The sequence below is a fragment of the Kitasatospora albolonga genome, assembly GCF_039535905.1.
Classification (GTDB): domain Bacteria; phylum Actinomycetota; class Actinomycetes; order Streptomycetales; family Streptomycetaceae; genus Kitasatospora; species Kitasatospora albolonga.
In genome coordinates this window covers 1-23304 of the sequence record NZ_BAAAYB010000137.1, presented here as the reverse complement: position 1 = coordinate 23304, position 23304 = coordinate 1, and the positions used below count along the sequence as shown (strand labels likewise).

The window sequence follows — 23304 nt, the reverse complement described above, 5'->3', positions numbered from 1 at the left end:
GCGTCATGACCTGTGTGCTGCTGGCCGAGGACGACCCGGCGATCTCCGAACCGCTGGCCCGAGCGTTGCGCCGTGAGGGGTACGAGGTCCTGGTCCGGGAGGAGGGCCCCGGCGCCCTCGCGGCCGGGCTGACCGAGGACGTCGACCTGATCGTGCTGGACCTGGGCCTGCCCGAGATGGACGGCCTGGAGGTGGCCCGCCGCCTGCGCGCCGAGGGCCGCACCTGCCCGGTGCTGGTGCTCACCGCCCGCGCCGACGAGGTGGACACCGTGGTCGGCCTGGACGCCGGCGCCGACGACTACGTGACCAAGCCGTTCCGCCTGGCCGAGCTGCTTGCCCGGGTCCGGGCCCTGCTCCGCCGCGGCAACGTGGACCAGCTGACCACCGGCGCGCACGGCGTGAAGATCGACGTCGAGTCGCACCGGGCCTGGCTGGGCGAGGAGGAGCTGACCCTCTCCGCCAAGGAGTTCGAGCTGCTCCGGGTGCTGGTCCGGGACGCCGGCCGGGTGGTCACCCGCGAGGAGATCATGCGTCAGGTCTGGGACACCACCTGGTGGACCTCGACCAAGACCCTGGACATGCACATCTCCTGGCTGCGCAAGAAGCTCGGGGACGACGCGGCCAACCCGCGCTACATCTCCACCGTCCGGGGCGTCGGCTTCCGCTTCGAGAAGAACTGACCCCCTGCAAGAACTGATCTGGAGTCGGCCCGCGTGAAGCGCCGGATGATCAACTCCCTGCTCGGCGTGGTGCTGGTGATGGTGGTGGTGTTCTGCGTCCCGATCGCCCTGGTCGAGAAGCAGAACATCGTCAACGCCGCGGACGCCCGGGTGGACGCCCAGGCCGTCCGGGTGCTCGGCCTGGTGGAGAGCCGGCTGGCCGCCGGCGAGCCGATCACCGGGGAGAAGTTCACCTCCCAGCTCACCGAGGGCGGCCACGTCTCCATCACCGTCCCCGGCCAGGAGACCTTCTCGGCCGGCAGCGCGCCCGAGGGCCCGGTGATCAGCGCCACCGAGTACGGCGCCAACGGCGAGTCCGTCACCGTGGTGCAGTCCCGCGACCAGGTGGACCACGAGATCGCCAACATGCTGCTGCTGCTCGGCGTGGTGGCGCTGCTCGCCGTCCAGGCGGCGGTGGCCCTCGCGGTCTGGCAGGCCAAGCGGCTGGCCCGCCCGCTCACCGACCTGGCCGAGACCGCCGAGCGCCTCGGCTCCGGCGACCCGCGCCCGCGCGACCGCCGCTACGGGGTGCCCGAGCTGGACCGGGTGGCCGAGGTGCTGGACGCCAGTGCCGAGCGGATCGCCCGGATGCTCACCGCCGAGCGCCGGCTCTCCGCCGACGCCTCGCACCAGCTGCGCACCCCGCTGACCGCGCTCTCCATGCGGCTGGAGGAGATCAACGCGCTGGCCGGGGAGCCGGAGACGGTCAAGGAGGAGTCCACCATCGCGCTCCAGCAGGTGGAGCGGCTCACCGACGTGGTGCAGCGGCTGCTCACCAACCAGCGCGACCCGCGCAGTCCCACCGCCGTGGTCTTCCGGCTGGACGAGGTGATCGCCCAGCAGCTGGCCGAGTGGAGCCCGACCATGCGCGGCAACGGCCGCACCCTGCGGATCGAGGGCCTGCGGGACGTGTCGGTGCTCGGCACCCCCGGCATGGTCGCCCAGGTGCTGGCCACCCTGATCGAGAACTCCCTGATGCACGGCGCCGGCACCGTCACCGTCCGGGTCCGCCCCTCCGGCCGCTCGGTGGTCGCCGAGGTCCAGGACGAGGGCCCGGGCGTGCCGACCGAGCTGGGCAACCGGGTCTTCGAACGCTCCGTCAGCGGCCGCAACTCCACCGGCATCGGCCTGGCCGTCGCCCGCGACCTCGCCGAGGCCGACGGCGCCCGCCTGGAGCTGCTCTCGCTCCAGCCCCCGGTCTTCGCGCTGTTCCTCACCCGGAACGAGGAAGGGGCCGCCTGACCCGTGGTCAGACGGCCCCTTCCCGGGACGCGTTCCTACTTGGCGGCCACCAGCACCGGCTCGGCCGCGACGGCGGTCTCCGGCTCGGCCAGCTCGGGCATCGCCTTGAAGACCCAGGTGCGGTACGAGAAGAAGCGGAAGATCGTGCCGGCCACCAGGCCGACCACGTTCTTGGCGATCAGCTGCTGGGTCGGCGTGGTGTAGTCCAGCACGTGCACCGAGAAGGCCAGGATGCCGTTCTCGATCAGCATGCCGATGCCGCTGAAGATCAGGAAGAGCGTGATCTCCCGCTTGCGGGAGGCCGCGTCACGGTCCTTGTACAGCCAGAACCGGTAGCCCAGGTAGTTGGTGCCGATCGCCACCGCGGTCGCGATGAAGCCGGCCAGCGAGTGGACCAGGCCCGGCGCCTTCAGGCAGACCCAGAAGACCACGCCGTTCACGACGAAGCCCACCAGGCCGATCACCGCGAAACCGATCACCTCGATCGAGAGGCCGCCCAGCCTCTGCACCAGCGAAGGCTTGGGAGTGGTGGTGCTCGTCATCCAGGGTCTCCAGGGTCTGCGGAGGAGGTCGCACGCGGGCGCGGCTGGTCAAGGCCGCTCTGCATGCACATCATCCGACAGTGTGCTTCGGGCCCGGCCATCTAGGCTACTCGCTCACCCCTGATACACCGTCGCCACCCGTCCCCCCGCACCGGGGGCGGCCGGTACGACCCCCGTGACCGGCCCGGATATCCTGGGCGCGTGACTTCTGCGGCCAAGGCGAATTTTCCAGTGGTGGGCGTGATCGGCGGCGGCCAGCTGGCCCGGATGATGCACCAGGCGGGCATCCCGCTCGGCATCCGGTTCAAGCTCCTGGCGGACACCCCGCAGGACTCCGCCTCACAGGTGGTCTCCGACGTGGTCCTCGGCGACCACCGCGACCTGGAGACGCTGCGCCGCTTCGCCGCCGGCTGCGACGTGGTGACCTTCGACCACGAGCACGTGCCGACCGAGCACCTGCGCGCGCTCCAGGCCGAGGGCATCGCCGTCCGCCCGGACCCGTCCGCGCTGGTGAACGCCCAGGACAAGGGCGTGATGCGGGCCAAGCTGGACTCCATCGGCGCCCCCTGCCCCCGCCACCGCCTGGTCGCCGACCCGGCCGACGTGACCGCCTTCGCGAACGAGGGCGACGGCTACCCGGTGGTCCTCAAGACCGTCCGCGGCGGCTACGACGGCAAGGGCGTCTGGGTGGTCGACGACGAGACCGAGGCCGCCGCCCCGTTCCTGGCCGGCGTACCGGTGCTGGCGGAGGAGAAGGTCGACTTCGTCCGCGAGCTGGCCGCCAACGTGGTCCGCTCGCCCAGCGGCCAGGCCGTCGCCTACCCGGTGGTGGAGAGCGTCCAGGAGAACGGCGTCTGCGCCGAGGTGACCGCTCCCGCCCCCGACCTCGACCCGGCGCTCTCCGACGAGGCCCAGCAGCTCGCGCTGCGGATCGCCGGCGAGCTCGGCATCACCGGCCACCTGGCGGTCGAGCTGTTCCAGACCCGGGACGGCCGCATCCTGGTCAACGAGCTGGCGATGCGCCCGCACAACTCCGGTCACTGGACCCAGGACGGCTCCGTCACCTCGCAGTTCGAGAACCACCTGCGCGCGGTGCTCGACCTCCCGCTCGGGGACCCGCGCCCGCGCGCCAAGTGGACCGTCATGGTCAACGTGCTCGGCGGCGACTACCCCGACATGTACCACGCCTTCCTGCACTGCATGGCCCGTGACCCCGGCCTGCGGATCCACATGTACGGGAAGGACGTGAAGCCCGGCCGCAAGGTCGGCCACGTCAACGTCTTCGGGGACGACCTCGAGGACGTCCGCGAGCGCGCCCGCCACGCGGCCGCCTACCTGCGAGGAACGATCACCGAATGACCCAGCCTCTTGTCGGCATCGTGATGGGCTCGGACTCCGACTGGCCCGTGATGGAGGCCGCCGCCCAGGCGCTCGACGAGTTCGAGATCCCCTACGAGGTCGACGTGGTCTCCGCGCACCGGATGCCGCGCGAGATGGTCACCTACGGCGAGCAGGCCCGGGCCCGCGGCCTGAAGGCGATCATCGCCGGCGCCGGCGGCGCCGCCCACCTGCCGGGCATGCTGGCCTCGGTCACCCCGCTGCCGGTCATCGGCGTCCCGGTGCCGCTGCGCTACCTGGACGGCATGGACAGCCTGATGTCCATCGTCCAGATGCCGGCGGGCGTGCCGGTCGCCACCGTCTCGATCGCCGGGGCGCGCAACGCGGGCCTGCTGGCGGTCCGGATGCTGGCCGCCTTCGACCAGGAACTCACCGAGAAGATGACTGAGTTCCAGGCCGACCTCAACCGCCAGGCCACCGAGAAGGGCCAGAAGCTCCGCGCCAAGGTCGCGGGCTCCACCTCCTTCGGCTTCGGCAAGTAGCACCACCCTTGCCCGCCGTCCCGCGCCGCGCGCTCCTGCTGGGAGCCGCGGCCGCGGTGACGGCGGGCTGTTCCGTCTCCGGGCCGCGGGGTGCGTTACGGCTGGCCGCCGGGCCCGAGGGCGGGCCGTACCGGGCCTTCGGGCAGCGTCTCGCCGAGGAGGTCCACCGGGCCCACCCCGGGCTGACCGTCGAGGTGCTCGCCACCCCCGCCAGCGTGCGCAACCTGCGGCTGATCGACACCGGCGGCGCCGAACTCGGCCTGGCCCTGGCGGACAGCGCCACCGACGCGGTGGCCGGCCGCGGCGCCTTCGCCCGGCCGGTCGCGGTGGCCGCCCTCGCCCGGCTCTACCTCAACCACCTGCACCTGGTGGTCCCCGCGGCCTCGGCGGTCCTGACGGTCGCTCAGCTCGCCGGACTGCGGGTCTCGCTGGGTGCCGAGGAGTCCGGCACCTCGGTGGTCGCCGAGCGGGCCCTGGCCGCCGCCGGGGTGCGGGCCGCGGTGCGGCTGCTCGGCACCGCCGAGTCGGTCGCGGCGCTGCGGGCGGGGGAGTTGGACGCCTTCTTCTGGTCCGGCGGGGTGCCCACCCCGGCCATCACCGAACTCGCCGAGCGCACGCCCGTCCGGCTGGTCCCGCTGGAGGCGGCGGCGGTCGAGCTGCGCCGGGCCCACGGGCCGGTCTACGAGAGCGTGTCGATCCCGGCCGGCAGCTACCGCCAGCCCGCGCCCACCCCGACCGTCGGGACCCCCAGCCACCTGCTCTGCGCCGCCGGGCTGGACGCGGGGGTGGTGCGCGCCGTCACCGAGGTGCTGTTCCGCCGCCGGGACGACCTGCTGGCCCCGGACGCGCCCGGCAGCCGGCTGGACGAGCGCTACGCGATCGGGACGGGCGCCGTTCCGCTGCACCCGGGCGCGGCCGCCTACTACCGATCGGTGTACTGACCCGTCCTCAACTCGACGGTCAGGCCGTGCGGTTCGGTCGGGTGCAGGACGAGCTCGGCGCCGCAGCCGCGGGCCAGTTCGGCGGCGATGGCCAGGCCCAGGCCACTGCCCGGGACGTTGCCCCGCCCGGGAGCGCGCCAGAACCGGCCGAGGGCCGCGCCCCGCTCCTCCTCGGTCAGCCCCGGTCCGTCGTCGGCGATCCGCAGCACCCCGGCGGTCAGCGAGACCACCACCCGGCCGCCGGGCGGGACGAACTTGGCCGCGTTGTCGAGCGCGATGTCCGCGATCCGGCCGACGGCGGCGGGCAGCGGGGCCTCCTCCACCGCCGCCACGTCCAGGGCCAATCCCTGGGCCGCGTAGACCTCCTGCCACCCCGTCAACCGGGGGAGCAGCCCGTCGGCCGGGACGTCCTCCGGCAGTCCGGCGTCCGCCTCCACCCGGGCCAGCGCCAGCAGGTCCTCCAACAGGGCGGCCAGGCGGTCGAGTTCGGCCATCGCCTCCTCGTACTCGGGCTGCCCGTCGGCGGTCAGGTGCGGCTCCAGGTTCTCCAGCCGGAGGGAGAGCACGGTGAGCGGGGTGCGGAGCTCGTGCGAGGCGTCCGCGACGAAGGCGCGCTGGCGCTCCAGCGCGGCCGAGATGGCGTCCGCCATGGCGTTGAACCGCTCCTCCAGCCGCCGCAGCTCCACCGGGCCGCGGACGGTGGCGACCCGCGCCCCGAGCCGGCCCCCGGCGATCTCCCGTGTGGTGGCGTCGAGTTCGGCCACCGGGCGGAGCACCCAGCCGGCCAGCCGCCGGGCCGCCGCCAGCGACCCGAGCAGCGCCAGCACCGCCCCCACCGCCAGCGCCCCCCAGACGACGGCCACCTCCCGCCGGGCCGCCGCCGTCGGCACCCGGAGCACCACCGCCCCCGACACCTGCCCGTCCCGCCCGGCCGGCTCCGCCACCAGCACCGTCTCCGGTCCGCCCGGCGTCAGCAGCGGCAGCTCCGCCGTGGTCCGCCCCGACAGCGCCCGCCGCAGCGCGGCCCCGCCGCCGACCGGCCGCCCCGCGATCAGCACCCCGTCCCGGTCCCGCACCTCCACCGCCGTCCCGTACAGCTCCGCGTACCGGTCCACCTCCGCCCCCACCCCCGAAGGCCCGCCCTCCCGCAACGCCCGGTCCGCCAGCTCCGCGAACCGCGTCGCGTCCGCCCGCCGCGCCAACAGCAACTGCCCCGTCCGGTGCGAGGCGTACGCGTACCCGAGCGGCACCGCCAGCGCCGCCACCAGACAGACGATCAGCAGCCCCTGGAGCACCAGCAGTCGACGCTGCATCAGACGGTGGCCAGGCGGTAGCCGGTGGCGCGGAGGGTCTGGATCAGGTGCGGCCGTCCGGTCTTGGCGCGGAGGCCGGCCACGTGGACGTCGAGCGAGCGGGAGGCCGACAGCTGCACGTCGCCCCAGAGTTCGTCGAGGATCTCCTCACGGCTGCGGACCACCCCCGGCTCCCTGGCCAGCACGGCGAGCACGTCGAACTCCCGCCGGGTGAGCGTGACCTCCGCCCCGGCCACCAGGACCCGACGGGCCGTCAGGTCGATCCGTACGTCGCCGACCTCCACCACCGACCCGGTGGCGGCCAGCGGGCGGCTGCCGCGCCGCACCACCGCCGCCATCCGGGCCGCCAGCTCCGCCGTGCGGAACGGCTTCACCAGGTAGTCGTCGGCCCCGGACCGCAGGCCGCGCAGCACGTCCCGCTCCTCCGACCGCGCGGTCAGCACGATCACCGGCACCGAGGAGACCCGCCGCAGCCGCCGCAGCGCCTCCAGCCCGTCCAGGTCGGGCAGCCCGAGGTCGAGGAGCACGAACTCGCAGGTGTCCTTGAGCCGCAGCGCGTCATCCGCCCGGGCCGCCCGCACCACCTGATGGCCGTGCCGGGCCAGCGCCGGGATCAGCGCAGCCGCCAGCCGGTCGTCGTCCTCGACCAAGAGCACCCGCATGGGCCCACACCCTAGACGCGCACCGGCTCGGCCGGGGCGGCCTCCAGCGTGAGCGCCGCGCCGCGGGTCTCACGCATCGTCAGGTAGACCACCAGTGAGACCGCCGCGAGCCCCGAGACGTACCAGTAGTACCCGGACTCGATCCCCTGGTCCTTGAACCAGAGGGCCACGTACTCCGCCGTCCCCCCGAACAGCGCGTTGGCCAGCGCGTACGGCAGCGCCACCCCGAGCGCCCGGACCTGGGTCGGGAAGAGCTCGGCCTTCACCACCGCGTTGATCGAGGTGTACCCGGTGACGATGACCAGCGCGGCCAGCGCCAGCAGCAGGGCCTCGCCGAAGCCGCCCGCGTGCGAGAGCGTGGTCATCAGCGGCACCGTCCCGAAGGTCGCCCCGATCCCGAAGGCGATCAGCAGCGGCCGCCGCCCGATCCGGTCGGAGAGCGCCCCGGCCAGCGGCTGGAGCAGCATGAAGACGGTCAGCGCGCAGAAGCTGACCAGCGCGGCGTCGCTCTTGCTCAGCCCCACCGTGTTCGACAGGTACTTCGTGAGGTACGTCGTGTAGGTGTAGTACGCCACCGTGCCGCCCATGGTGAGCGCCATCACCAGGACGAACTCCCGCTTGTGGTCCAGCAGCCGGCGCAGCGTGCCGCGCCCGTCGGCCCCCTCCGCCGCCTCGTACGCCTCGGTCTCCGGCAGGTTGCGCCGCAGCCAGAAGACCACCGCCGCGCCGACCGCCCCGACCACGAAGGGGATCCGCCACCCCCAGGAGTGCAGGTCCTCGGTGCTCATGGTCCGCTGGAGCACGATCTGCAGCCCCAGCCCGATCAGCTGGCCGAAGGTCATCGAGACGTACTGGAAGCTGGAGACGAACCCGCGCCGCTTCGGCACCGAGGCCTCGGTCAGGTACGTCGCGCTGGCCGCGTACTCCCCGCCGACCGAGAGCCCCTGCAGCAGCCGGGCGATCAGCAGCACCACCGCCCCGGCGTAGCCGACCTGCGCGTACGTCGGCGCCACGGCGATCAGCAGGGCGCTGGCCGACATCATGGTGACGGTCAGGGTGAGCGCCGCCTTCCGCCCGCGCCGGTCGGCGAAGCGGCCGAGCAGCCAGCCGCCGACCGGGCGCATGAAGAAGCCCACCGCGAAGATCCCGGCGGTGTTGAGGAGTTGGGCGGTCGGGTTGCCGTGCGGGAAGAACGCGGCGGCGAAGTAGGTGGCGAAGCTGGCGTAGACGAACCAGTCGTACCACTCCACCAGATTGCCGACCGAGCCGCCGAGCACGGCCTTCCACGGTGTACGGGCTGAGCTCACGAGGACCTCCCGGAACGGACGGGCGCGGCCGGGTGGGGCCGCCGTGCCTGGAAGGCTCCCCCGCCCCGGAAGCCGGGGACAGGGCCGGGCGCAAGACCTAACCTCCGGTTAACAGAAGGAGTAGAAATGTTCGTATGACTTCTGAGCTGGTGGACCGCGCCCGAGCCCTCCTCCGCACCGCCCCCGTGGTGGACGGTCACAACGACCTGCCCTGGGCGATGCGCGCCCAGGCCGGCTACGACCTCGACGCCATCGACCTGACGGCCGACCAGAGCGGCCGCCTGCACACCGACTTCGCCCGCCTGCGCGGCGGCGGGGTCGGCGCGCAGTTCTGGTCGGTCTACGTGCGGTCGGACTTCGCGGGCGACCACGCGGTGAGCGCCACCCTGGAGCAGGTCGACTTCGTCCGGGAGATGACGGCCCGCCACCCCGAGGTGTTCCGCCTCGCGCTCACCGCGGACGAGATGGAGGCGGCCCGGGCCGAGGGCCGGATCGCCTCGCTGATGGGCGCCGAGGGCGGGCACTCCATCGACTGCTCGCTGGCCACCCTGCGGGCCCTGCACCAGCTGGGCGTGCGGTACATGACGCTCACCCACAACGACAACGTGCCGTGGGCCGACTCGGCCACCGACGAGCCGGAGCACGGCGGGCTGACCGCCTTCGGCGAGGAGGTGGTGCGGGAGATGAACCGGGTCGGCATGCTGGTCGACCTCTCGCACGTCTCGCCCGGCACCATGCGGGACGCACTGCGGGTCTCCGAGGCGCCGGTGGTCTTCTCGCACTCCTCCGCCCGCGGGGTCTGCGACCACCCGCGCAACGTCCCGGACGACGTGCTGGCCCAGCTCCCGGCCAACGGCGGCCTCGCGATGGTCACCTTCGTGCCCAAGTTCATCCTGCCCGCCGCCATCGAGTGGACCAAGGCGGCCGACGCCAACATGCGGGCGCACGGCTTCCACCCGCTGGAGACCACCCCCGAGGCGATGGCCGTCCAGCACGCCCACGAGGCCGCCCACCCGCGGCCGGTGGCGACCGCCGCCACCGTCGCCGACCACCTGGACCACATGCGCGAGGTGGCCGGCGTCGACCACGTCGGCATCGGCGGTGACTTCGACGGCACCGCCTTCACCCCGGCCGGCCTGGACGACGTCTCCGGCTACCCCAACCTGATCGCCGAACTCCTCGGCCGCGGCTGGTCCGAGGCCGACCTCTCCAAGCTCACCTGGCACAACGCCGTCCGGGTCCTCCGCGACGCCGAGACGGTGGCCGCCCGGCTCCAGAAGGAGCGCCGCCCCTCCATCGCCACCATCGACGCCCTGGACGGCAAGCGCTCGTAAGGGAGCGGGCGAAAGTGGTCACCCCAGGGGCGCGAGGCTCCGTTGATCGGCTGCTCCGCCGCTCGGGCGCGAGTTGTTCGGCAGGTGGTCACCCCAGGGGCGCGAGGAACTGCGCGAATCGGAAGGCGGCCCAGTGCTAGGTCGGGGCAGGCGAGCCAGTTGCACGTGCTGCCGTTCCCCCGCGCGCAGTTCCCCGCGCCCCCGGGGTGACCACTTCCTGCGGCCGAGGTCCTTGCCGGATCTTGCCGACGGGCCTGACGGAGTCTCAGGGCATGGACGCGGCGAACCCGCCCCGATTAGGGTCCGTGCCCATGACCTTCTCTGTGGTGGCCCGCTCCGGCGACGCCTACGGCATCGCGGTGGCCAGCAAGTTCCTCGGCGTCGGCGCCGCCGTCCCGGCGGCCGAGGCCGGCGTCGGGGCGCTGGCCACCCAGGCGCTGGCCAACCTGGCCTACCGCCCGCAGGGCCTGGCCCTGCTGCGCACCGGCGTCGCCCCGGCGGACGTGGTGGCCGGGCTGACCGCCGCCGACCCGGAGCGGGCGCACCGTCAGCTCGGCGTGGTCGGCCCGGAGGGCGACGGCGCGACGTACACCGGCGAGGAGTGCCTCGACTGGGCGGGCGGTGCGAGCGGCCCGGGCTACGCGATCCAGGGCAACATCCTGACCGGCCCCGAGGTGGTCGAGGCGATGGAGCGCACGTGGCTGGCCGGCGCCGAACTCCCCTTCGCCGAGCGCCTGGTGGCCACCCTGGCGGCCGGAGACGAGGCGGGCGGCGACAGCCGGGGCCGGCAGAGCGCCGCACTCTGGATCGCCGAGGACGGCGCCGGCCTGGGCGCCCCGGGCGGCATCAGCCACGACCTGCGGGTGGACGACCACCCGGCCCCGGTCACCGAACTGCGCCGCCTGCTGGCCATCCACGACACCCTCTTCGGCACCCCTGACCCGGCCGCCCTGCTCGACCTCACCGGCGAACTCGCCGCGGAGGTGGCCACCTTGGTCGCCACCACCGGCTACACCACCCTCGACCAGTGGGCGGGCGTCGAGAACCTGGAGGCCCGCCTCGTCCCCGGCCGCATCGACCCCCTGGTCCTCGCCCACCTCCGGGCCGTCACCAAGAACGGCTAGAGCCGGGGCAGCTCGATCGCCGGGCAGCGGTCCATCACCATGTCGACACCGGCCTGCGTCGTCCTGGCGTAGGCCTCGCGGTCGATGACGTCCAGCTGGAACCAGACCGCCTTGGCGCCCTTGGCCACCGCCTGGTCGGCGACCGCGCCGGCCAGCGAGGAGTTCACGAAGACGTCCACCACGTCCACGTCGAAGGGGATCTCGGCGAGCGAGGCGTAGCCCTGCTCGCCGAGCACCGTCTCGGCCTTCGGGTGCACGGGGACGATCCGCTTGCCCGCGCGCTGCAGCACCCGGGCCACGCCGTACGCGGCCCGCGCCGTGTTGTTGGAGAGCCCGACGACCGCCCAGGTGTCGCCGCTCTCGGTCAGGATCTTCCGCACCACCGGTTCCACGCTCATACCGGCTGCAACCCCGCCCGCCCGGAGGGCTATTCCACGGTCGGGCGGCCCATCGCGCGGTAGGTCCAGCCGGCCGCGCGCCAGCGCGCGCCGTCCAGCACGTTGCGCCCGTCGACCAGCCGGCGCTCGGCGACCACCGCGCCGACCTCCTCCGGGTCGAGCTCGCGGAACTCCTGCCACTCCGTCAGGTGGAGCACCACGTGGGCGCCTTCGACGGCCTCCAGCACCGAGTCGGCGTAGGTGATGCCGGGGAACATCTTCCGGGCGTTGTCCATGGCCTTGGGGTCGTAGACGGTGACCTGGGCGCCCTGGAGCTGGATCTGGGCCGCGACGTTCAGCGCGGGGGAGTCCCGGATGTCGTCCGAGTTGGGCTTGAAGGCGGCGCCGAGCACGGCCACCCGGCGGCCCAGGAAGCCGCCGCCGACCTGCTCGCGGGCCAGCTCCACCATCCGGGAGCGGCGCCGCATGTTGATCGAGTCCACCTCGCGCAGGAAGGTGAGCGCCTGGTCGGCGCCGAGCTCCCCGGCCCGGGCCATGAAGGCCCGGATGTCCTTGGGCAGGCAGCCGCCGCCGAAGCCGACCCCGGCGTTGAGGAACTTGCCGCCGATCCGCTCGTCGAAGGAGAGCGCCTTGCTGAGCTGCACCACGTCGGCGCCGGCGCTCTCGCAGACCTCGGCCATCGCGTTGATGAAGGAGATCTTGGTGGCCAGGAAGGAGTTGGCGGCCGCCTTGACCAGCTCGGAGGTGGCGAAGTCGGTGACCACGAAGGGCACGCCCTCCGCGATCGGGGTCGCGTAGACCTCGCGCAGCAGCTGCTCGGCCCGCTCGCTGCGCACGCCGACCACCAGCCGGTCCGGGTGCAGGGTGTCGCCGACGGCGTAGCCCTCGCGCAGGAACTCCGGGTTCCAGGCCAGCTCGGCGCCCTCGCCGACCGGGGCCAGCTCGGCCAGCCTGACGGCCAGTCGGCCGGCGCTGCCCACCGGGACGGTGGACTTGCCGACCACCAGCACGGGGCGGGTCAGCAGCGGGGCCAGCGCGTCCATCGCGGCGTCCACGTAGGACATGTCGGCCGCGAACTCGCCCTTGCGCTGGGGGGTGTTGGTGCAGATGAAGTGCACGTCGCCGAACTCGGCGACCTCCTCGTAGGAGGTGGTGAAGCGCAGCCGCCCGGTGGAGCCGGGGTGCCCGGGCACGTGCTTGACGAGCAGCTCGGCCAGGCCGGGCTCGTACATCGGCACCTGGCCGGCCGCCAGCATGGCGATCTTCTCCGGGTCGATGTCCAGGCCGAGCACCTCGAAGCCGAGCTCCGCCATGCAGGCGGCGTGCGTCGCGCCGAGGTATCCGGTGCCGATCACCGTGATGCGGAGGGTCACGCGGGTCCCCTTTGGTCGTGCTGCGCGGGCGCTGGACAGTCCCCGATGCTAGTCGCTCGCCAGGAGGCCGTGTAACGAGTTCGCCCTAGTCCAGACCGTTCCGTTCCGGCCACCCCGGGCCCGCCGCCAGAATGCCCGCATGACCACCGAGAACGGGCCGGACCCGGCCGGGCTGAGCATCTTCGACGACGCCGACGAGGCCGCGGACCGGCCGCCCGCGAAGCCCCGGCGGCGCCGCGGCCGGCGGGTGCTGCTGATCACCCTGGTCGCGCTGCTGCTGGTGGTCGGCGGTTGCACGGGCACGGTCTACTGGACCGCCGAGCACTACGCCTCCTCGGTGGCCCGGATCCCCGGCGCCTTCCCGACGGTGGCCGAATCCGCCCAGCCGAAGCCGGTGCCGAACAGCGGCCAGACCTTCCTGCTGGTCGGCCTGGACGCCCGCACCGACCCCACGGCCAAGGCCAAGGCCCCGGTCTGGAAGGCGGGCGCGGCCCGCAGCGACACCATGATGCTGCTGCACGTCTCGGCCGACCGGAAGGGCGCCTCGCTGGTCTCGCTGGCCCGCGACACCTGGGTGGACGTCCCCGGCCACGGCAAGGCCAAGCTCAACGCGGCCTACGCGTACGGCGGCCCGGCCCTGATGGTGGAGACCATCCAGAACCTCACCGGCATCCGGATCGACCACCTCGCGGTGATCGACTGGAACGGCTTCCGCTCGCTCACCGACGCCGTCGGAGGGGTGGACATCACCATCCCGCAGACCATCGAGGGCAAGGGCGAGGCCCGCCAGTGGGACGCCGGCACCCACCACATGGACGGGGCCACCGCCCTGCTCTACGTCCGCGAGCGCTACGGCCTGCCCGGCGGCGACCTGGACCGGACGCGCCGTCAGCAGTACTTCCTGCGCGCGCTGATGCAGCAGACCCTGGAGTCCGGCACCCTCGGCAACCCGGGCAAGCTGCGCGGCCTGCTCGGTGCGGTCGGCGAGGTGGTCAGCGTGGACGACCGGCTCTCCAACTCCGACCTCTACGAGCTGGCCTGGAGCATGCGCGGCCTGCGCGGGGACGGGGTCCGCTTCATGAACGCCCCCTTCGGCGGCTTCGGTGACGAGGGCGGCCAGTCGGTGGTCTACCTGGACCGGCGGGCCGCCGAACCGCTCTGGGAGGCGATGCGCAACGACCGGATGGCGGAGTACCTGGCCGAGCATCCCGGCTCCGGGGAGCTCGGTGACGTAGTCCGGTGAGAACGGTGTCGCGCATGTCACGTACGGGGTAGGCAGGGCGCGAGCCTAGAATTACGCTTACTTAACGGTAATTAACGTGGTCCGAGTTCAAGGGGCGAGGCACATGGCGGGCAACTCCGGGGCGGATTTCGACCTCTTCCGGCTCAGCGAGGAGCACGAGATGCTCCGTGAGGCGGTGCGGTCGCTCGCGGAGGCGAAGATCGCCCCGTACGCGGCCGAGGTGGACGAGCAGGGCCGCTTCCCGCAGGAGGCGCTGGACGCGCTCCAGGCCAACGACCTGCACGCGGTGCACGTCCCCGAGGAGTACGGCGGCGCCGGCGCGGACGCGCTGGCCACCGTCATCGTGATCGAGGAGATCGCGCGGGTCTGCGCGTCCTCCTCGCTGATCCCGGCGGTCAACAAGCTCGGCTCGCTGCCGGTGCAGCTCTCCGGCTCCGAGGAGCTGAAGGCCAAGTACCTGGGCGCGCTGGCCCGGGGCGAGGGCATGTTCTCCTACTGCCTCTCCGAGCCGGACGCCGGTTCGGACGCGGCGGGCATGAAGACCCGCGCGGTGCGCGACGGCGACTTCTGGGTGCTGAACGGCGTGAAGCGCTGGATCACCAACGCGGGCGTCTCCGAGTACTACACCGTGCTCGCGGTGACCGACCCCGAGAAGCGCTCCAAGGGCATCTCGGCGTTCGTGGTCGAGAAGAGCGACGAGGGCGTCTCCTTCGGCGCCCCGGAGAAGAAGCTCGGCATCAAGGGTTCGCCGACCCGCGAGGTCTACTTCGACAACGTGCGGATCCCGGCCGACCGCATGATCGGCGCCGAGGGCACCGGCTTCGCCACCGCGATGAAGACCCTGGACCACACCCGGGTCACCATCGCCGCCCAGGCGATCGGCATCGCCCAGGGCGCGCTGGACTACGCCAAGGGCTACGTCCAGGAGCGCAAGCAGTTCGGCAAGCCGATCGGCGACTTCCAGGGCGTCCAGTTCATGCTGGCCGACATGGCGATGAAGCTGGAGGCCGCGCGTCAGCTCACCTACGCCGCCGCCGCCAAGTCGCAGCGGATCGACTCCGACCTCACCTTCTTCGGTGCGGCCGCCAAGTGCTTCGCCTCGGACGTGGCGATGGAGATCACCGTGGACGCCGTCCAGCTGCTCGGCGGCTACGGCTACACCCGGGACTACCCGCTGGAGCGCATGATGCGCGACGCCAAGATCACCCAGATCTACGAGGGCACCAACCAGATCCAGCGCATCGTGATGTCGCGCAACCTGCCGTAACGTCAGGCGCCTTGCGCGAAGGGCCCCGCCGGGAGACCGGCGGGGCCCTTCGGCGTTCCCGGGTTGCGGCCGGCCCCGGGCGGTCGCCGCTGGACGCTTCCGGCCGGGGCCGTTTCGGTCCGGCCGGAAGCTCTTCTGCCCCGGCTGACCTGCGGAGATGCTTACCCATGTCGCCCTTCCGCCCCAGTAGTTGAGGAACCGTCATGGTCAAGCGCCGCACCTCCGCCCTGATGCTCGCCGCCGCCACCCTGGCCGGGCTGGCCACGGCCGGGACCGCCGGGAGCGCCCAGGCGGCCTCGGTGGCGATGTGGGACAAGATGGCCCAGTGCGAGAGCACCGGCAACTGGGCCGCCAACACGGGCAACACGTACTTCGGCGGCCTGCAGTTCTCGCAGAGCACCTGGGTGGCCCAGGGCGGCACCGCCTACGCGGCCCGGGCCGACCTGGCCACCAAGGAGCAGCAGATCCGGATAGCCGAGAAGCTGCTGCGCGCGGCCGGCCCGGGCCAGTGGCCCGTCTGCTCCCAGCAGGTCGGGCTGACCAACGACGGCGTCGACCCGTATCCGACCACCCCGCCGGTGACCTCGCCGGTGAACGTGCAGGTGGGGATCGTGGGTGGTGACGGTGCGCTCTACAGCCAGTACGGGAACTACGCGGCGGGGCGGTTCAACCCGAGCTGGACGGGTGTGGGTGGTGTTTCGCTGTCGAAGGTGACGTCGGTGACGGTCGGGGACGTGACGCACTTCTACGCGGTGGCGGGTGGGCGGGTGTACGGCCGGGACCTGAACCCGGGCAACTCCTGGACCGCGTGGGCGGAGATTCCCGGTGGGGCGACGGGGGTTCGGGACATCACGGCCTCCACCAGTGGTGCCAACGTGATCCTGGGGATCGCGGGTGGTGACGGTTCGTTCTTCACCCAGTTCGGCAACTACGACCTGGGCCGGTTCGACGCGGACTGGGTGCGGCGTTCGGGTTCGGGGCTGACCAACGTCACCTCGGTCACGTCCAAGAACGGTGGGACGGTGCGGTTCTACGGTGTCGCGGGTGGTCGGGTGTTCGGTTCGGACTTCACGTTGAGCAGCAACTCGACGGCGGAGTGGTCGGAGATCCCGGGTGGGGCGACGGACGTGCGTGACATCGCGGCGACGGCGGACGGCAACAACGTGGTGCTGGCGGTCGCCGGTTACGGCGGCTCCTTCCACACCCAGTACGGCAACTTCGACCAGGGTCACTTCGACGCCGCCTGGACCCAGCGTGCGGGCTCGGCGATCGACAGTGTCGCGGCGACCACCACCCCCGACGGCAAGACGGTGCACTTCTACGGCATCGCTCAGGGCCGTGCCTACGGTGCCGACTTCACGCTGGGTGCGAACGCGGTCTCCAACTGGAGCGAGATCACCGGCGGTGCGACCAGCGCCAAGGACATCACCGCCAGCCAGTCCAAGTGACCCCCGGGAGGTCGGGGCCGCCTCGGCGTGGCCCCGACCCGCGGCGTACCCGGCGGGCCTAGCGTGGGCAGGTGCGTGTTGCCGAGCGGGTGCCGCTCCTCTGCTTCGTGGGGTGCTTCGTGTTCGCCGGCGGGAACGCGGTGGGCATCCGGTTCAGCAACCGGGAGCTGGACCCGCTCTGGGGAGCGGCGGTCCGGTTCGGGGCGGCGGCGGTGGTGCTGCTGGCCGTGATGGCGGTGATGCGGCTGCCGCTCCCGCGCGGGCGGGCGCTGGCCGGGGCGGCCCTGTTCGGAGTGCTCAACTTCGGCGTCACCTTCGGGCTCGCCTACTACGCGCTCCAGCGGATCCACGCCGGGCTGGGGCAGACCGTGCTGGCCCTGGTCCCGCTGGTCACCCTGCTGCTGGCCGCCGCCCAGGGGCGGGAGCGGCTGAGCGGGCGTGCGGTGCTCGGCACCCTCTGCGCGGCGGCCGGGGTCGCGGTGGTCTCCCAGGCCTCGCTGGCCCGGGCCGTCCCGGTCCTCTCCCTGCTCGCGATCCTCGGCGCCGTCCTCTGCTTCTCCGAGGCCGCCGTCCTCGCCGACCGCCTCCCCCCGCTCCACCCCGTCACCACCAACGCCGTCGGCATGACCGCCGCAGCCGCCGTCCTCTTCCCCGCCTCCCGCCTGGCCGGCGACACCTGGGCCCTCCCCAGCCGCCCCGCCACCTGGTGGGCCGTCGGCTACCTGGTCCTGGTCGGCTCGGTGCTGACCTTCGTCCTCTACCTGCTGGTCATCAAGGGCTGGGGCGCGGCCCGCGCGGCCTACGTCTTCGTCCTGATCCCGGTGGTGACGATCGTCCTCTCCGCCTGGCTCGACGACGAACCCCTCACCACCGCCCTCCTCCTCGGCACCCCCCTGATCATCGCGGGCGTCTACCTGGGAGCCCTCCGGCGAGGCACCCCGGACTGACCCGCCGTCAGTACGGCAGCAGCCCGGCGGTGTCGAGCTCGAAGCCGAACGGCTCCGGCAGCCACAGCGTCTCGCCGAAGTCGACGTCCTCCCGCCGGTGGTAGCGCGTCCCGTCGGGGCGGCTGAACAGGGTGACGGTCTTCTGGCGGGCGTCGACCAGCAGGTAGAGCGGGATGCCCATCAGCGGGTAGTCGCGGACCTTGCCGACCCAGTCGTTCTCGGGATTGGACGGCGAGACCAGCTCGACGGCGATGGCGGCGAGCTCGGCGGGCACCCGGTCGTCGGTGGTGGCCAGTGCCTCGTCGGGCAGGTAGGTCAGGTCCGGGTTGCGGCTCTTGCCGACGTTCGGCGAGACCAGGTCGGTGTTCTCGCTGGGCAGCAGGCCGTCCGGCGTGTGGGCGTCGAACTGCCGACGGACCGTCAGCAGGTTGCGCTGGTGGATGCCGGACGGGCTCACGATCGTGACGATGGTGTCGCCGGAGAGCTCGACCTTGGATCCGTCGGGCAGGCCCCGGCGGGCCTCTTCGAGGAGCGCGCGGTGCTCGGGATTCACGGCGGCCAGCCTAGTCGGACCAGGTGCGGCCCGGGCGGACCTCGGGGGTGGCGAGGGATGCCCAGTGTGCGGGGCCCTCGGGGGTGGGGCGGGAGGCGACCAGGAGCTGGGCGTGGCGGGTGTCCGGGCCCTGGTAGAGGAGGGCGGGCCGGGGTGGGCCGTAGTCCTGCCGCTCGTCGCAGTCGCAGTCCTCCTCCTCGTCCTCCAGCGCGGGGGTCTCGATGGTCAGGGAGTCGGGCCAGGTCTGCCAGCGGCCGTCCGTCCAGGGGTGCTCCTCATGGATCGTCAGTTCCCAGAGGGGGTCGCCGGAGAGCGGGCCGACCTGGGGGCCGTATCCGGGCTGGTAGAGGACGCGCAGGGCCGGTGCCCCGGTGCGGTGGACCAGCGAGTGCCGGAGGCGGGTCGCCTTCGCGGCCGAGGCCAGCGAGACGGAGCCGATCCCGGCCAGGCCGGTGGTCACCACCAGCAGGGCGGGGACGGTGAGTTGGAGCACCGTCGCGCCGACGAGCACTACCGCGCCGAAGACCACGCGTCCGAGGGGAGGGGTGCTGGTACCGGCGAACGGCGAGGGCTGCCCGGCCAGGGTCCAGGGGTACGGGACCTCGGGGCCCATCAGGGCGGCCAGCTGCCGACGGGCCCGGCGGCGGCTGAGGGCGGCGACGGTCAGCAGTGCGGCCAGCGCCGCCTCGGTGAGCACCAGGATCCAGCGGACCGGCCCGTCCGGGGCGCCGGGGGCGTACCAGAGCAGCGGGAACAGGGCGTACGTCGCGAGCGGGAGCCCGTGCGGACGGGCCGTCAGGGCCAGGGCCTGGAGCAGCAGGGCAGCGAGCACCGCGTCCGCCGAGTCGTACCAGTGCGGTGCGTCGGGCAGTTCGGCACCGTGGGGTCCGACGGCGACCAGGACGAGCAGCGCGAGCGGGAGCCAGGCGAGGTGGCGGGAGTCCCAGCGGTGGGCGGGGTGGGCGGCACGCCAGCGGGCGGCGGCCTCGGGGGTGAGCGGCGGTGCGTCGGGCAGGGGCGGTGCGGGGTGGTGCATGGCGGCGATGGTGTCACGGGGTGCGGCGCCGGTGCGATCAGATTCCCAATCACGCGTACGTGGCGCCGCCTGTTGCACGGGGTGCGGCGGGCTCCCTAGGCTCGCCGGGCACTCAGCGCCCAGGGAACGAGGAACCGTCATGACCGTCGCCGCCAGCCGGGACCTGCTGGACCGGAAGATCGACCTCTGCTTCGGGCAGGCCGACCTGGACAAGGACGGGGTGATCGACGCGACGGACGTGCTGGGCCTGGCCTCGCGGATGATCGGGGCGTCCGGGGTGGCCTTCGACTCCCCGGACGCGACGGCGATGCTGACGGCGGCTCAGGGGTGGTGGAAGGCGTTGGTGGCGGACCTGGACACCAACAAGGACCAGAAGATCCAGGAGCACGAGTACCGGGCCGGGATGCGGCTGCTGGCGCAGGCGCCGGGGGCCTTCGACGACGTGCTCGCCCCGGCCGCCCACGCGGTGTTCCGGCTGATGGACCGGGACGGCGACGGCCGGATCTCGGCGGCGGAGTTCTGGGACTTCCAGCGGGCCTTCGGGTCGAGCGAGCCGGCCGCCCGGTTCGCCTTCGAGAAGCTGGACACCGACCGGGACGGGGTGCTCTCGGAGGCGGAGGTGCTCTCGGCCTTCCGCGGCTTCTACACCTCCACCGACCCGGACCACGTCGGCAACTTCCTCTTCGGCGACGCGCTGAACTGAGCGACGGAACGGCGGAACGACCGAGGGGCCGCACCCCCGTGGCGGCCCCTCAGTCGTTCCTGACATTCGGTCAGTCGGTGGCGATGGCCGCCAGGACGTTCATCCGCCCGGCCCGGAAGGCCGGGAAGAGCGCGGCCAGCAGACCGATGACCGCCGAGGCGATCAGGATGCCGATGATGGTGCCGACCGGGACGTCCAGCAGGTTGAGTCCCTGACCGGCCAGCACCTGCTGGGAGGTGACGCCCCAGCCGAGGCCGAGGCCGGTGCCGAGGAGGGCGCCGAAGACGGCGATCACCACGGACTCCAGGCGGATCATCCGGCGGAGCTGACGGCGCGACAGGCCGATGGCGCGGAGCAGACCGATCTCCCGGGTGCGCTCGACCACCGAGAGGGCGAGGGTGTTCACGACACCCAGCACCGCGACCACGATGGCCAGGCCGAGCAGGCCGTAGACCATGTAGAGCAGGGTGTTGACCTGGCTCTGCACGAGGTCCTTGTAGCCGGCCTTGTCGGTGATGGTCAGCTGCGGGTACTCCTTGAGGGAGTCCTGCAGCGCGGCCAGCGACTTCGCCGGGTCGACGCCGTCGGCGGCCTTGGCGAAGGCCATCCGGTCCGCAGGGAGTTCGGCGGCCGGGATCACCTTGGCGACGGTCTCGGTGTTGAGGAAGATGCCGGACAGGATGTCGTTGCCGCCCTTGGCGATCAGGCCGACGGTGAGCTCCTGGGTGTGGCCCTGGCCGTAGTCCGCGGCGATCTTCGAACCGATCGAGAGGCCGCGCTCCTTGGCGAAGTCCTCGCCGACCACGACCCCGCCGGGGGCGAAGCCCGCCTCGGGGGTACCGGCCTTGGCCTCGAACTTGAAGTTCCTGATGAAGGAGGACGAGGCCGCGGCCAGGTGCTCGCTGGTCCGCTTGCCGTCGGGAGTGGTGAGCTTGGCCTCGACGTTCTTCTGGAGCGTCAGCTCCTTGAGCCCGGGCGTCTTCTCGATCGCCTGGACCATGGCCGGGGTGAGCTCCGCGGCCTGGCCGGCCACGATGTAGTCGGCGCCGACCGAGCTGTCCAGCTGGTCGTTGGCCGAGGTGACCATCGAGGAGGTGACCACCGAGGCCCCGGTGACCAGCGCGAGGCCGATCATCAGCGCGGCGGCGGTGGCACCGGTGCGGCGCGGGTTGCGGGTGGCGTTGCGCTGGGCCAGCTTGCCGGACGGGCCGAACAGGGCGGGCAGCACCGCACCGAGCACCCGGACCACGAAGGTGGAGAGCAGCGGGCCGACCACCACCAGGCCGACCAGGGTCAGCACCACGCCGCCGCCCAGCAGCATGCCCCCGGTCCCGGCCGAGGAGGCGCCCGAGGCCGCGGCCAGCAGGGCGGCGCCGCCGGCGGTGAGCACGATGCCGATCGCGGCCCGGATCCGGTTGGCCTTGGGCTCGGCGGGAGTGCCGTGGTCGCGCAGGGCGGCCATCGGGGAGATCTTGGAGGCCCGGCGGGCCGGGATCCAGGCGGCCAGCACGGTGATCACCACGCCGACCAGGTACGAGGCGATCGGCACGCTGGCGCCGATCTCCAGCTCGGCCGACGAGAGGTTCATCCCGGCGGCCTTCATCAGCTGGATCAGGCCCATGGCCAGACCGATCCCGGCCAGCAGGCCGAGGGTGGAGCCGAGCACGCCGAGGATCAGCGCCTCGACCAGCACCGAGCGGTTGACCTGGCTGCGGCTGCCGCCGATGGCCCGCATCAGGCCGATCTCGCGGGTGCGCTGGGCGACCAGCATGGAGAAGGTGTTGATGATCAGGAAGCCGCCGACCAGCAGCGAGATCCCGGCGAAGCCGAGCATCGCGTACTTCATGAAGTCCAGGAAGCCCATGTCCTTCTTGCCCTGGGCCTTCTGCTCCTCGGCGGTGAAGGCCTCATAGCCGCTGCCGAGCGCGCCGAGGGCGGCGGTCTTCAGCTGTGCGTCGGTCTTCGAGCCGTCACCGGTCACCTCGACCGAGGTGAAGGCGGTTGCGCCGAGCAGCACCTTCTGTGCGGTGGGCACGTCCATGAAGGCCAGTGCCGCACCGGGGTTGGTGGTCTGGAAGGTGGCGATGGCGGAGATGGTGAAGTCGTGGTTGCCGGTGGCGGCGATCAACCGGAGCTTGGAGCCGAGGCCGAGCTTGGCCTTCTCCGCGGTGTCGGCGTCCAGCACGATCTGCTCGGGGCCGACCGGGGCCTTGCCGGAGGTGATCTTGAGCATCACCTGGTCGTCGTGCCAGGAGCCCGTGATGGTCGGGGCGCCCGAGGTCGGGCCGACCAGCTTGTTGGTGGCCGGGTTGACCAGCACCGCGCTCTGCGAATTGACCTCGCCGCGGGCGGACTTGACGCCCGGCAGGGCGGCGACCTTGGCCTGGACGTCGACCGGGACGGTGCGGGCCTTCTCGCCGATCATCCCCTCGCCGTCACCGTCCTCGTCCGGCACGGCCGGGCGGACGGAGAGGTTGGAGGCGGTGGTGGCGAAGAGCTTGTCGAAGGTGGCGGTCGCGGTGTTGGAGAACACCAGGGTGCCGGAGACGAACGCGACCGAGAGGACCACAGCGATGAGGGAGAGCGCCATCCGGCCCTTGTGGGCGAAGAAGCTCCGTAGTGAGGTCTTGAGCAGCATCGGAGTCTGATCCCGTCTCAGCTGGTGCGCTTGCCGTCGAAGCGGCGCATGCGCTCGAGGACGGAGTCGGCGGTCGGGGCGTACATCTCGTCGACGATCCGGCCGTCGGCCAGGAAGAGGACGCGGTCCGCGTAGGAGGCGGCGACCGGGTCGTGGGTCACCATGACGATGGTCTGGCCGAGCTCGTCCACCGAGCGGCGGAGGAAGGTGAGCACCTCGGCGCCGGAGCGGGAGTCGAGGTTGCCGGTGGGCTCGTCGCCGAAGATGATCTCGGGACGGGCGGCCAGGGCCCGGGCCACCGCGACGCGCTGCTGCTGGGCGACGGAGAAGATGGGTCGGGATGGGGACGAGGAGTGCTTGAGTCCGAAGAGTCGGCCATCAAGTGACGACAGAGGACGGGGAGAGATACGTACCAATCTGGTTAAAGACAGACATGGTCTCAAGAACACACAATGGCGACTGCACAAGCCAGGCCGATACTAGCTGAGGGCTGTAACGGCCCAAAAGGACGATACATAGGTCAAAAGTACGCCACAAAGCAGTATGATGATTATCACAAAGCGCGTTTGAGCAGTGTGTAGGATGCAGGTTAGTAAAGGCCTGTAGAAAGATGAAAGAGCCGATAGAGTGTGAC

Annotated in this window: 21 protein-coding genes and 1 pseudogene; 12 read left to right on the top strand and 10 right to left on the bottom strand. The window is 72.3% G+C overall.

Annotated elements, in window-relative coordinates; genetic code table 11:
- The first annotated feature begins 5 nt into the window (after positions 1–5).
- Positions 6–680, top strand: coding sequence for a response regulator transcription factor (locus tag ABD946_RS33285; protein WP_345289390.1), 675 nt, complete (start codon positions 6–8; stop codon positions 678–680).
- A 33-nt stretch (positions 681–713) separates the two neighbouring features.
- A complete protein-coding gene (locus ABD946_RS33280; protein ID WP_345289389.1) occupies positions 714–1961 on the top strand; it encodes an ATP-binding protein in 1248 nt (415 codons plus the stop codon).
- A 35-nt stretch (positions 1962–1996) separates the two neighbouring features.
- On the opposite strand, the gene ABD946_RS33275 is transcribed toward ABD946_RS33280, so the two are convergent.
- Positions 1997–2503 carry a GtrA family protein gene (locus ABD946_RS33275; RefSeq protein ID WP_345289388.1) on the bottom strand — a complete coding sequence of 169 codons (507 nt, stop codon included), beginning with the start codon at positions 2501–2503 and terminating at the stop codon, positions 1997–1999.
- A 201-nt stretch (positions 2504–2704) separates the two neighbouring features.
- Here ABD946_RS33275 and ABD946_RS33270 point away from each other — a divergent pair, with 201 nt between their 5' ends.
- The 3 genes from ABD946_RS33270 to ABD946_RS33260 are packed head-to-tail and all read left to right on the top strand — an operon-like array spanning position 2705 to position 5324.
- Positions 2705–3862 (top strand): 5-(carboxyamino)imidazole ribonucleotide synthase, encoded by a 1158-nt coding sequence (locus tag ABD946_RS33270; RefSeq protein WP_380150600.1) that lies wholly within the window; start codon positions 2705–2707, stop codon positions 3860–3862.
- On the top strand, positions 3859–4383 hold the full coding sequence (gene purE, locus ABD946_RS33265; RefSeq protein ID WP_345289386.1) for a 5-(carboxyamino)imidazole ribonucleotide mutase: 525 nt from the start codon (positions 3859–3861) through the stop codon (positions 4381–4383). The genes ABD946_RS33270 and purE overlap by 4 nt, the downstream gene beginning before the upstream one ends.
- Before the next feature lie 8 nt (positions 4384–4391).
- Positions 4392–5324, top strand: coding sequence for a TAXI family TRAP transporter solute-binding subunit (locus tag ABD946_RS33260; RefSeq protein ID WP_345289385.1), 933 nt, complete (start codon positions 4392–4394; stop codon positions 5322–5324).
- Here ABD946_RS33260 and ABD946_RS33255 read toward each other — a convergent pair.
- Genes ABD946_RS33255 through ABD946_RS33245 form a run of 3 tightly spaced genes read right to left on the bottom strand, consistent with a single transcriptional unit; the run spans position 5306 to position 8606 of the window.
- Entirely contained in the window at positions 5306–6637 is a 1332-nt protein-coding gene (locus ABD946_RS33255) for a sensor histidine kinase (protein ID WP_345289384.1), read from the bottom strand. The two genes, ABD946_RS33260 and ABD946_RS33255, sit on opposite strands and share 19 nt — an antisense overlap.
- Positions 6637–7299 carry a response regulator gene (locus ABD946_RS33250; protein WP_345289383.1) on the bottom strand — a complete coding sequence of 221 codons (663 nt, stop codon included), beginning with the start codon at positions 7297–7299 and terminating at the stop codon, positions 6637–6639. The genes ABD946_RS33255 and ABD946_RS33250 overlap by 1 nt, the downstream gene beginning before the upstream one ends.
- An 11-nt stretch (positions 7300–7310) precedes the next feature.
- Positions 7311–8606 carry an MFS transporter gene (locus ABD946_RS33245; RefSeq protein WP_345289381.1) on the bottom strand — a complete coding sequence of 432 codons (1296 nt, stop codon included), beginning with the start codon at positions 8604–8606 and terminating at the stop codon, positions 7311–7313.
- A 134-nt stretch (positions 8607–8740) separates the two neighbouring features.
- Here ABD946_RS33245 and ABD946_RS33240 point away from each other — a divergent pair, with 134 nt between their 5' ends.
- Together ABD946_RS33240 and ABD946_RS33235 are read left to right on the top strand one after the other, a co-directional pair.
- Positions 8741–9940: a dipeptidase gene (locus ABD946_RS33240; protein WP_345289380.1), complete on the top strand. Its 1200-nt coding sequence runs from the start codon at positions 8741–8743 to the stop codon at positions 9938–9940.
- Between the two features lie 311 nt (positions 9941–10251).
- Positions 10252–11064 carry a DUF1028 domain-containing protein gene (locus tag ABD946_RS33235; RefSeq protein WP_345289379.1) on the top strand — a complete coding sequence of 271 codons (813 nt, stop codon included), beginning with the start codon at positions 10252–10254 and terminating at the stop codon, positions 11062–11064.
- Here the strand turns inward: ABD946_RS33235 and ABD946_RS33230 are convergent.
- Together ABD946_RS33230 and ABD946_RS33225 are read right to left on the bottom strand one after the other, a co-directional pair.
- A complete protein-coding gene (locus tag ABD946_RS33230) occupies positions 11061–11462 on the bottom strand; it encodes a CoA-binding protein (protein ID WP_345289378.1) in 402 nt (133 codons plus the stop codon). The two genes, ABD946_RS33235 and ABD946_RS33230, sit on opposite strands and share 4 nt — an antisense overlap.
- Positions 11463–11491: 29 nt before the next feature.
- Positions 11492–12835, bottom strand: a complete 1344-nt coding sequence (locus tag ABD946_RS33225; RefSeq protein WP_345289377.1) for a UDP-glucose dehydrogenase family protein — start codon at positions 12833–12835, stop codon at positions 11492–11494.
- Between the two features lie 139 nt (positions 12836–12974).
- On the opposite strand from ABD946_RS33225, the gene ABD946_RS33220 reads away from it, so the two are divergent.
- The 4 genes from ABD946_RS33220 (at position 12975) to ABD946_RS33205 (ending at position 17740) form a co-directional block, all read left to right on the top strand.
- A complete protein-coding gene (locus ABD946_RS33220) occupies positions 12975–14078 on the top strand; it encodes an LCP family protein (RefSeq protein ID WP_345289375.1) in 1104 nt (367 codons plus the stop codon).
- Between the two features lie 103 nt (positions 14079–14181).
- Positions 14182–15345 carry an acyl-CoA dehydrogenase family protein gene (locus ABD946_RS33215; protein WP_345289374.1) on the top strand — a complete coding sequence of 388 codons (1164 nt, stop codon included), beginning with the start codon at positions 14182–14184 and terminating at the stop codon, positions 15343–15345.
- 203 nt (positions 15346–15548) lie between these two features.
- Complete coding sequence (locus ABD946_RS33210) at positions 15549–16793, top strand: transglycosylase family protein (RefSeq protein WP_345289373.1); 1245 nt, start codon at positions 15549–15551, stop codon at positions 16791–16793.
- A gap of 71 nt (positions 16794–16864) precedes the next feature.
- Positions 16865–17740 (top strand): DMT family transporter, encoded by an 876-nt coding sequence (locus ABD946_RS33205; RefSeq protein ID WP_345289372.1) that lies wholly within the window; start codon positions 16865–16867, stop codon positions 17738–17740.
- 7 nt (positions 17741–17747) lie between these two features.
- On the opposite strand, the gene ABD946_RS33200 is transcribed toward ABD946_RS33205, so the two are convergent.
- Complete coding sequence (locus ABD946_RS33200; protein WP_345289371.1) at positions 17748–18293, bottom strand: Uma2 family endonuclease; 546 nt, start codon at positions 18291–18293, stop codon at positions 17748–17750.
- A gap of 10 nt (positions 18294–18303) precedes the next feature.
- Positions 18304–19329: a hypothetical protein gene (locus tag ABD946_RS33195; RefSeq protein WP_345289370.1), complete on the bottom strand. Its 1026-nt coding sequence runs from the start codon at positions 19327–19329 to the stop codon at positions 18304–18306.
- A 139-nt stretch (positions 19330–19468) separates the two neighbouring features.
- On the opposite strand from ABD946_RS33195, the gene ABD946_RS33190 reads away from it, so the two are divergent.
- Complete coding sequence (locus ABD946_RS33190; RefSeq protein ID WP_345289369.1) at positions 19469–20032, top strand: EF-hand domain-containing protein; 564 nt, start codon at positions 19469–19471, stop codon at positions 20030–20032.
- Between the two features lie 70 nt (positions 20033–20102).
- On the opposite strand, the gene ABD946_RS33185 is transcribed toward ABD946_RS33190, so the two are convergent.
- Both ABD946_RS33185 and ABD946_RS33180 read right to left on the bottom strand, forming a co-directional pair.
- The gene (locus ABD946_RS33185) at positions 20103–22670 is read right to left on the bottom strand and encodes an ABC transporter permease (protein ID WP_345289368.1); all 2568 of its coding nucleotides are present in this window, start codon (positions 22668–22670) and stop codon (positions 20103–20105) included.
- A 17-nt stretch (positions 22671–22687) separates the two neighbouring features.
- Positions 22688–22996 (bottom strand): annotated as a pseudogene (locus tag ABD946_RS33180) (ABC transporter ATP-binding protein); the annotation flags it as partial.
- Positions 22997–23304: the final 308 nt, after the last annotated feature.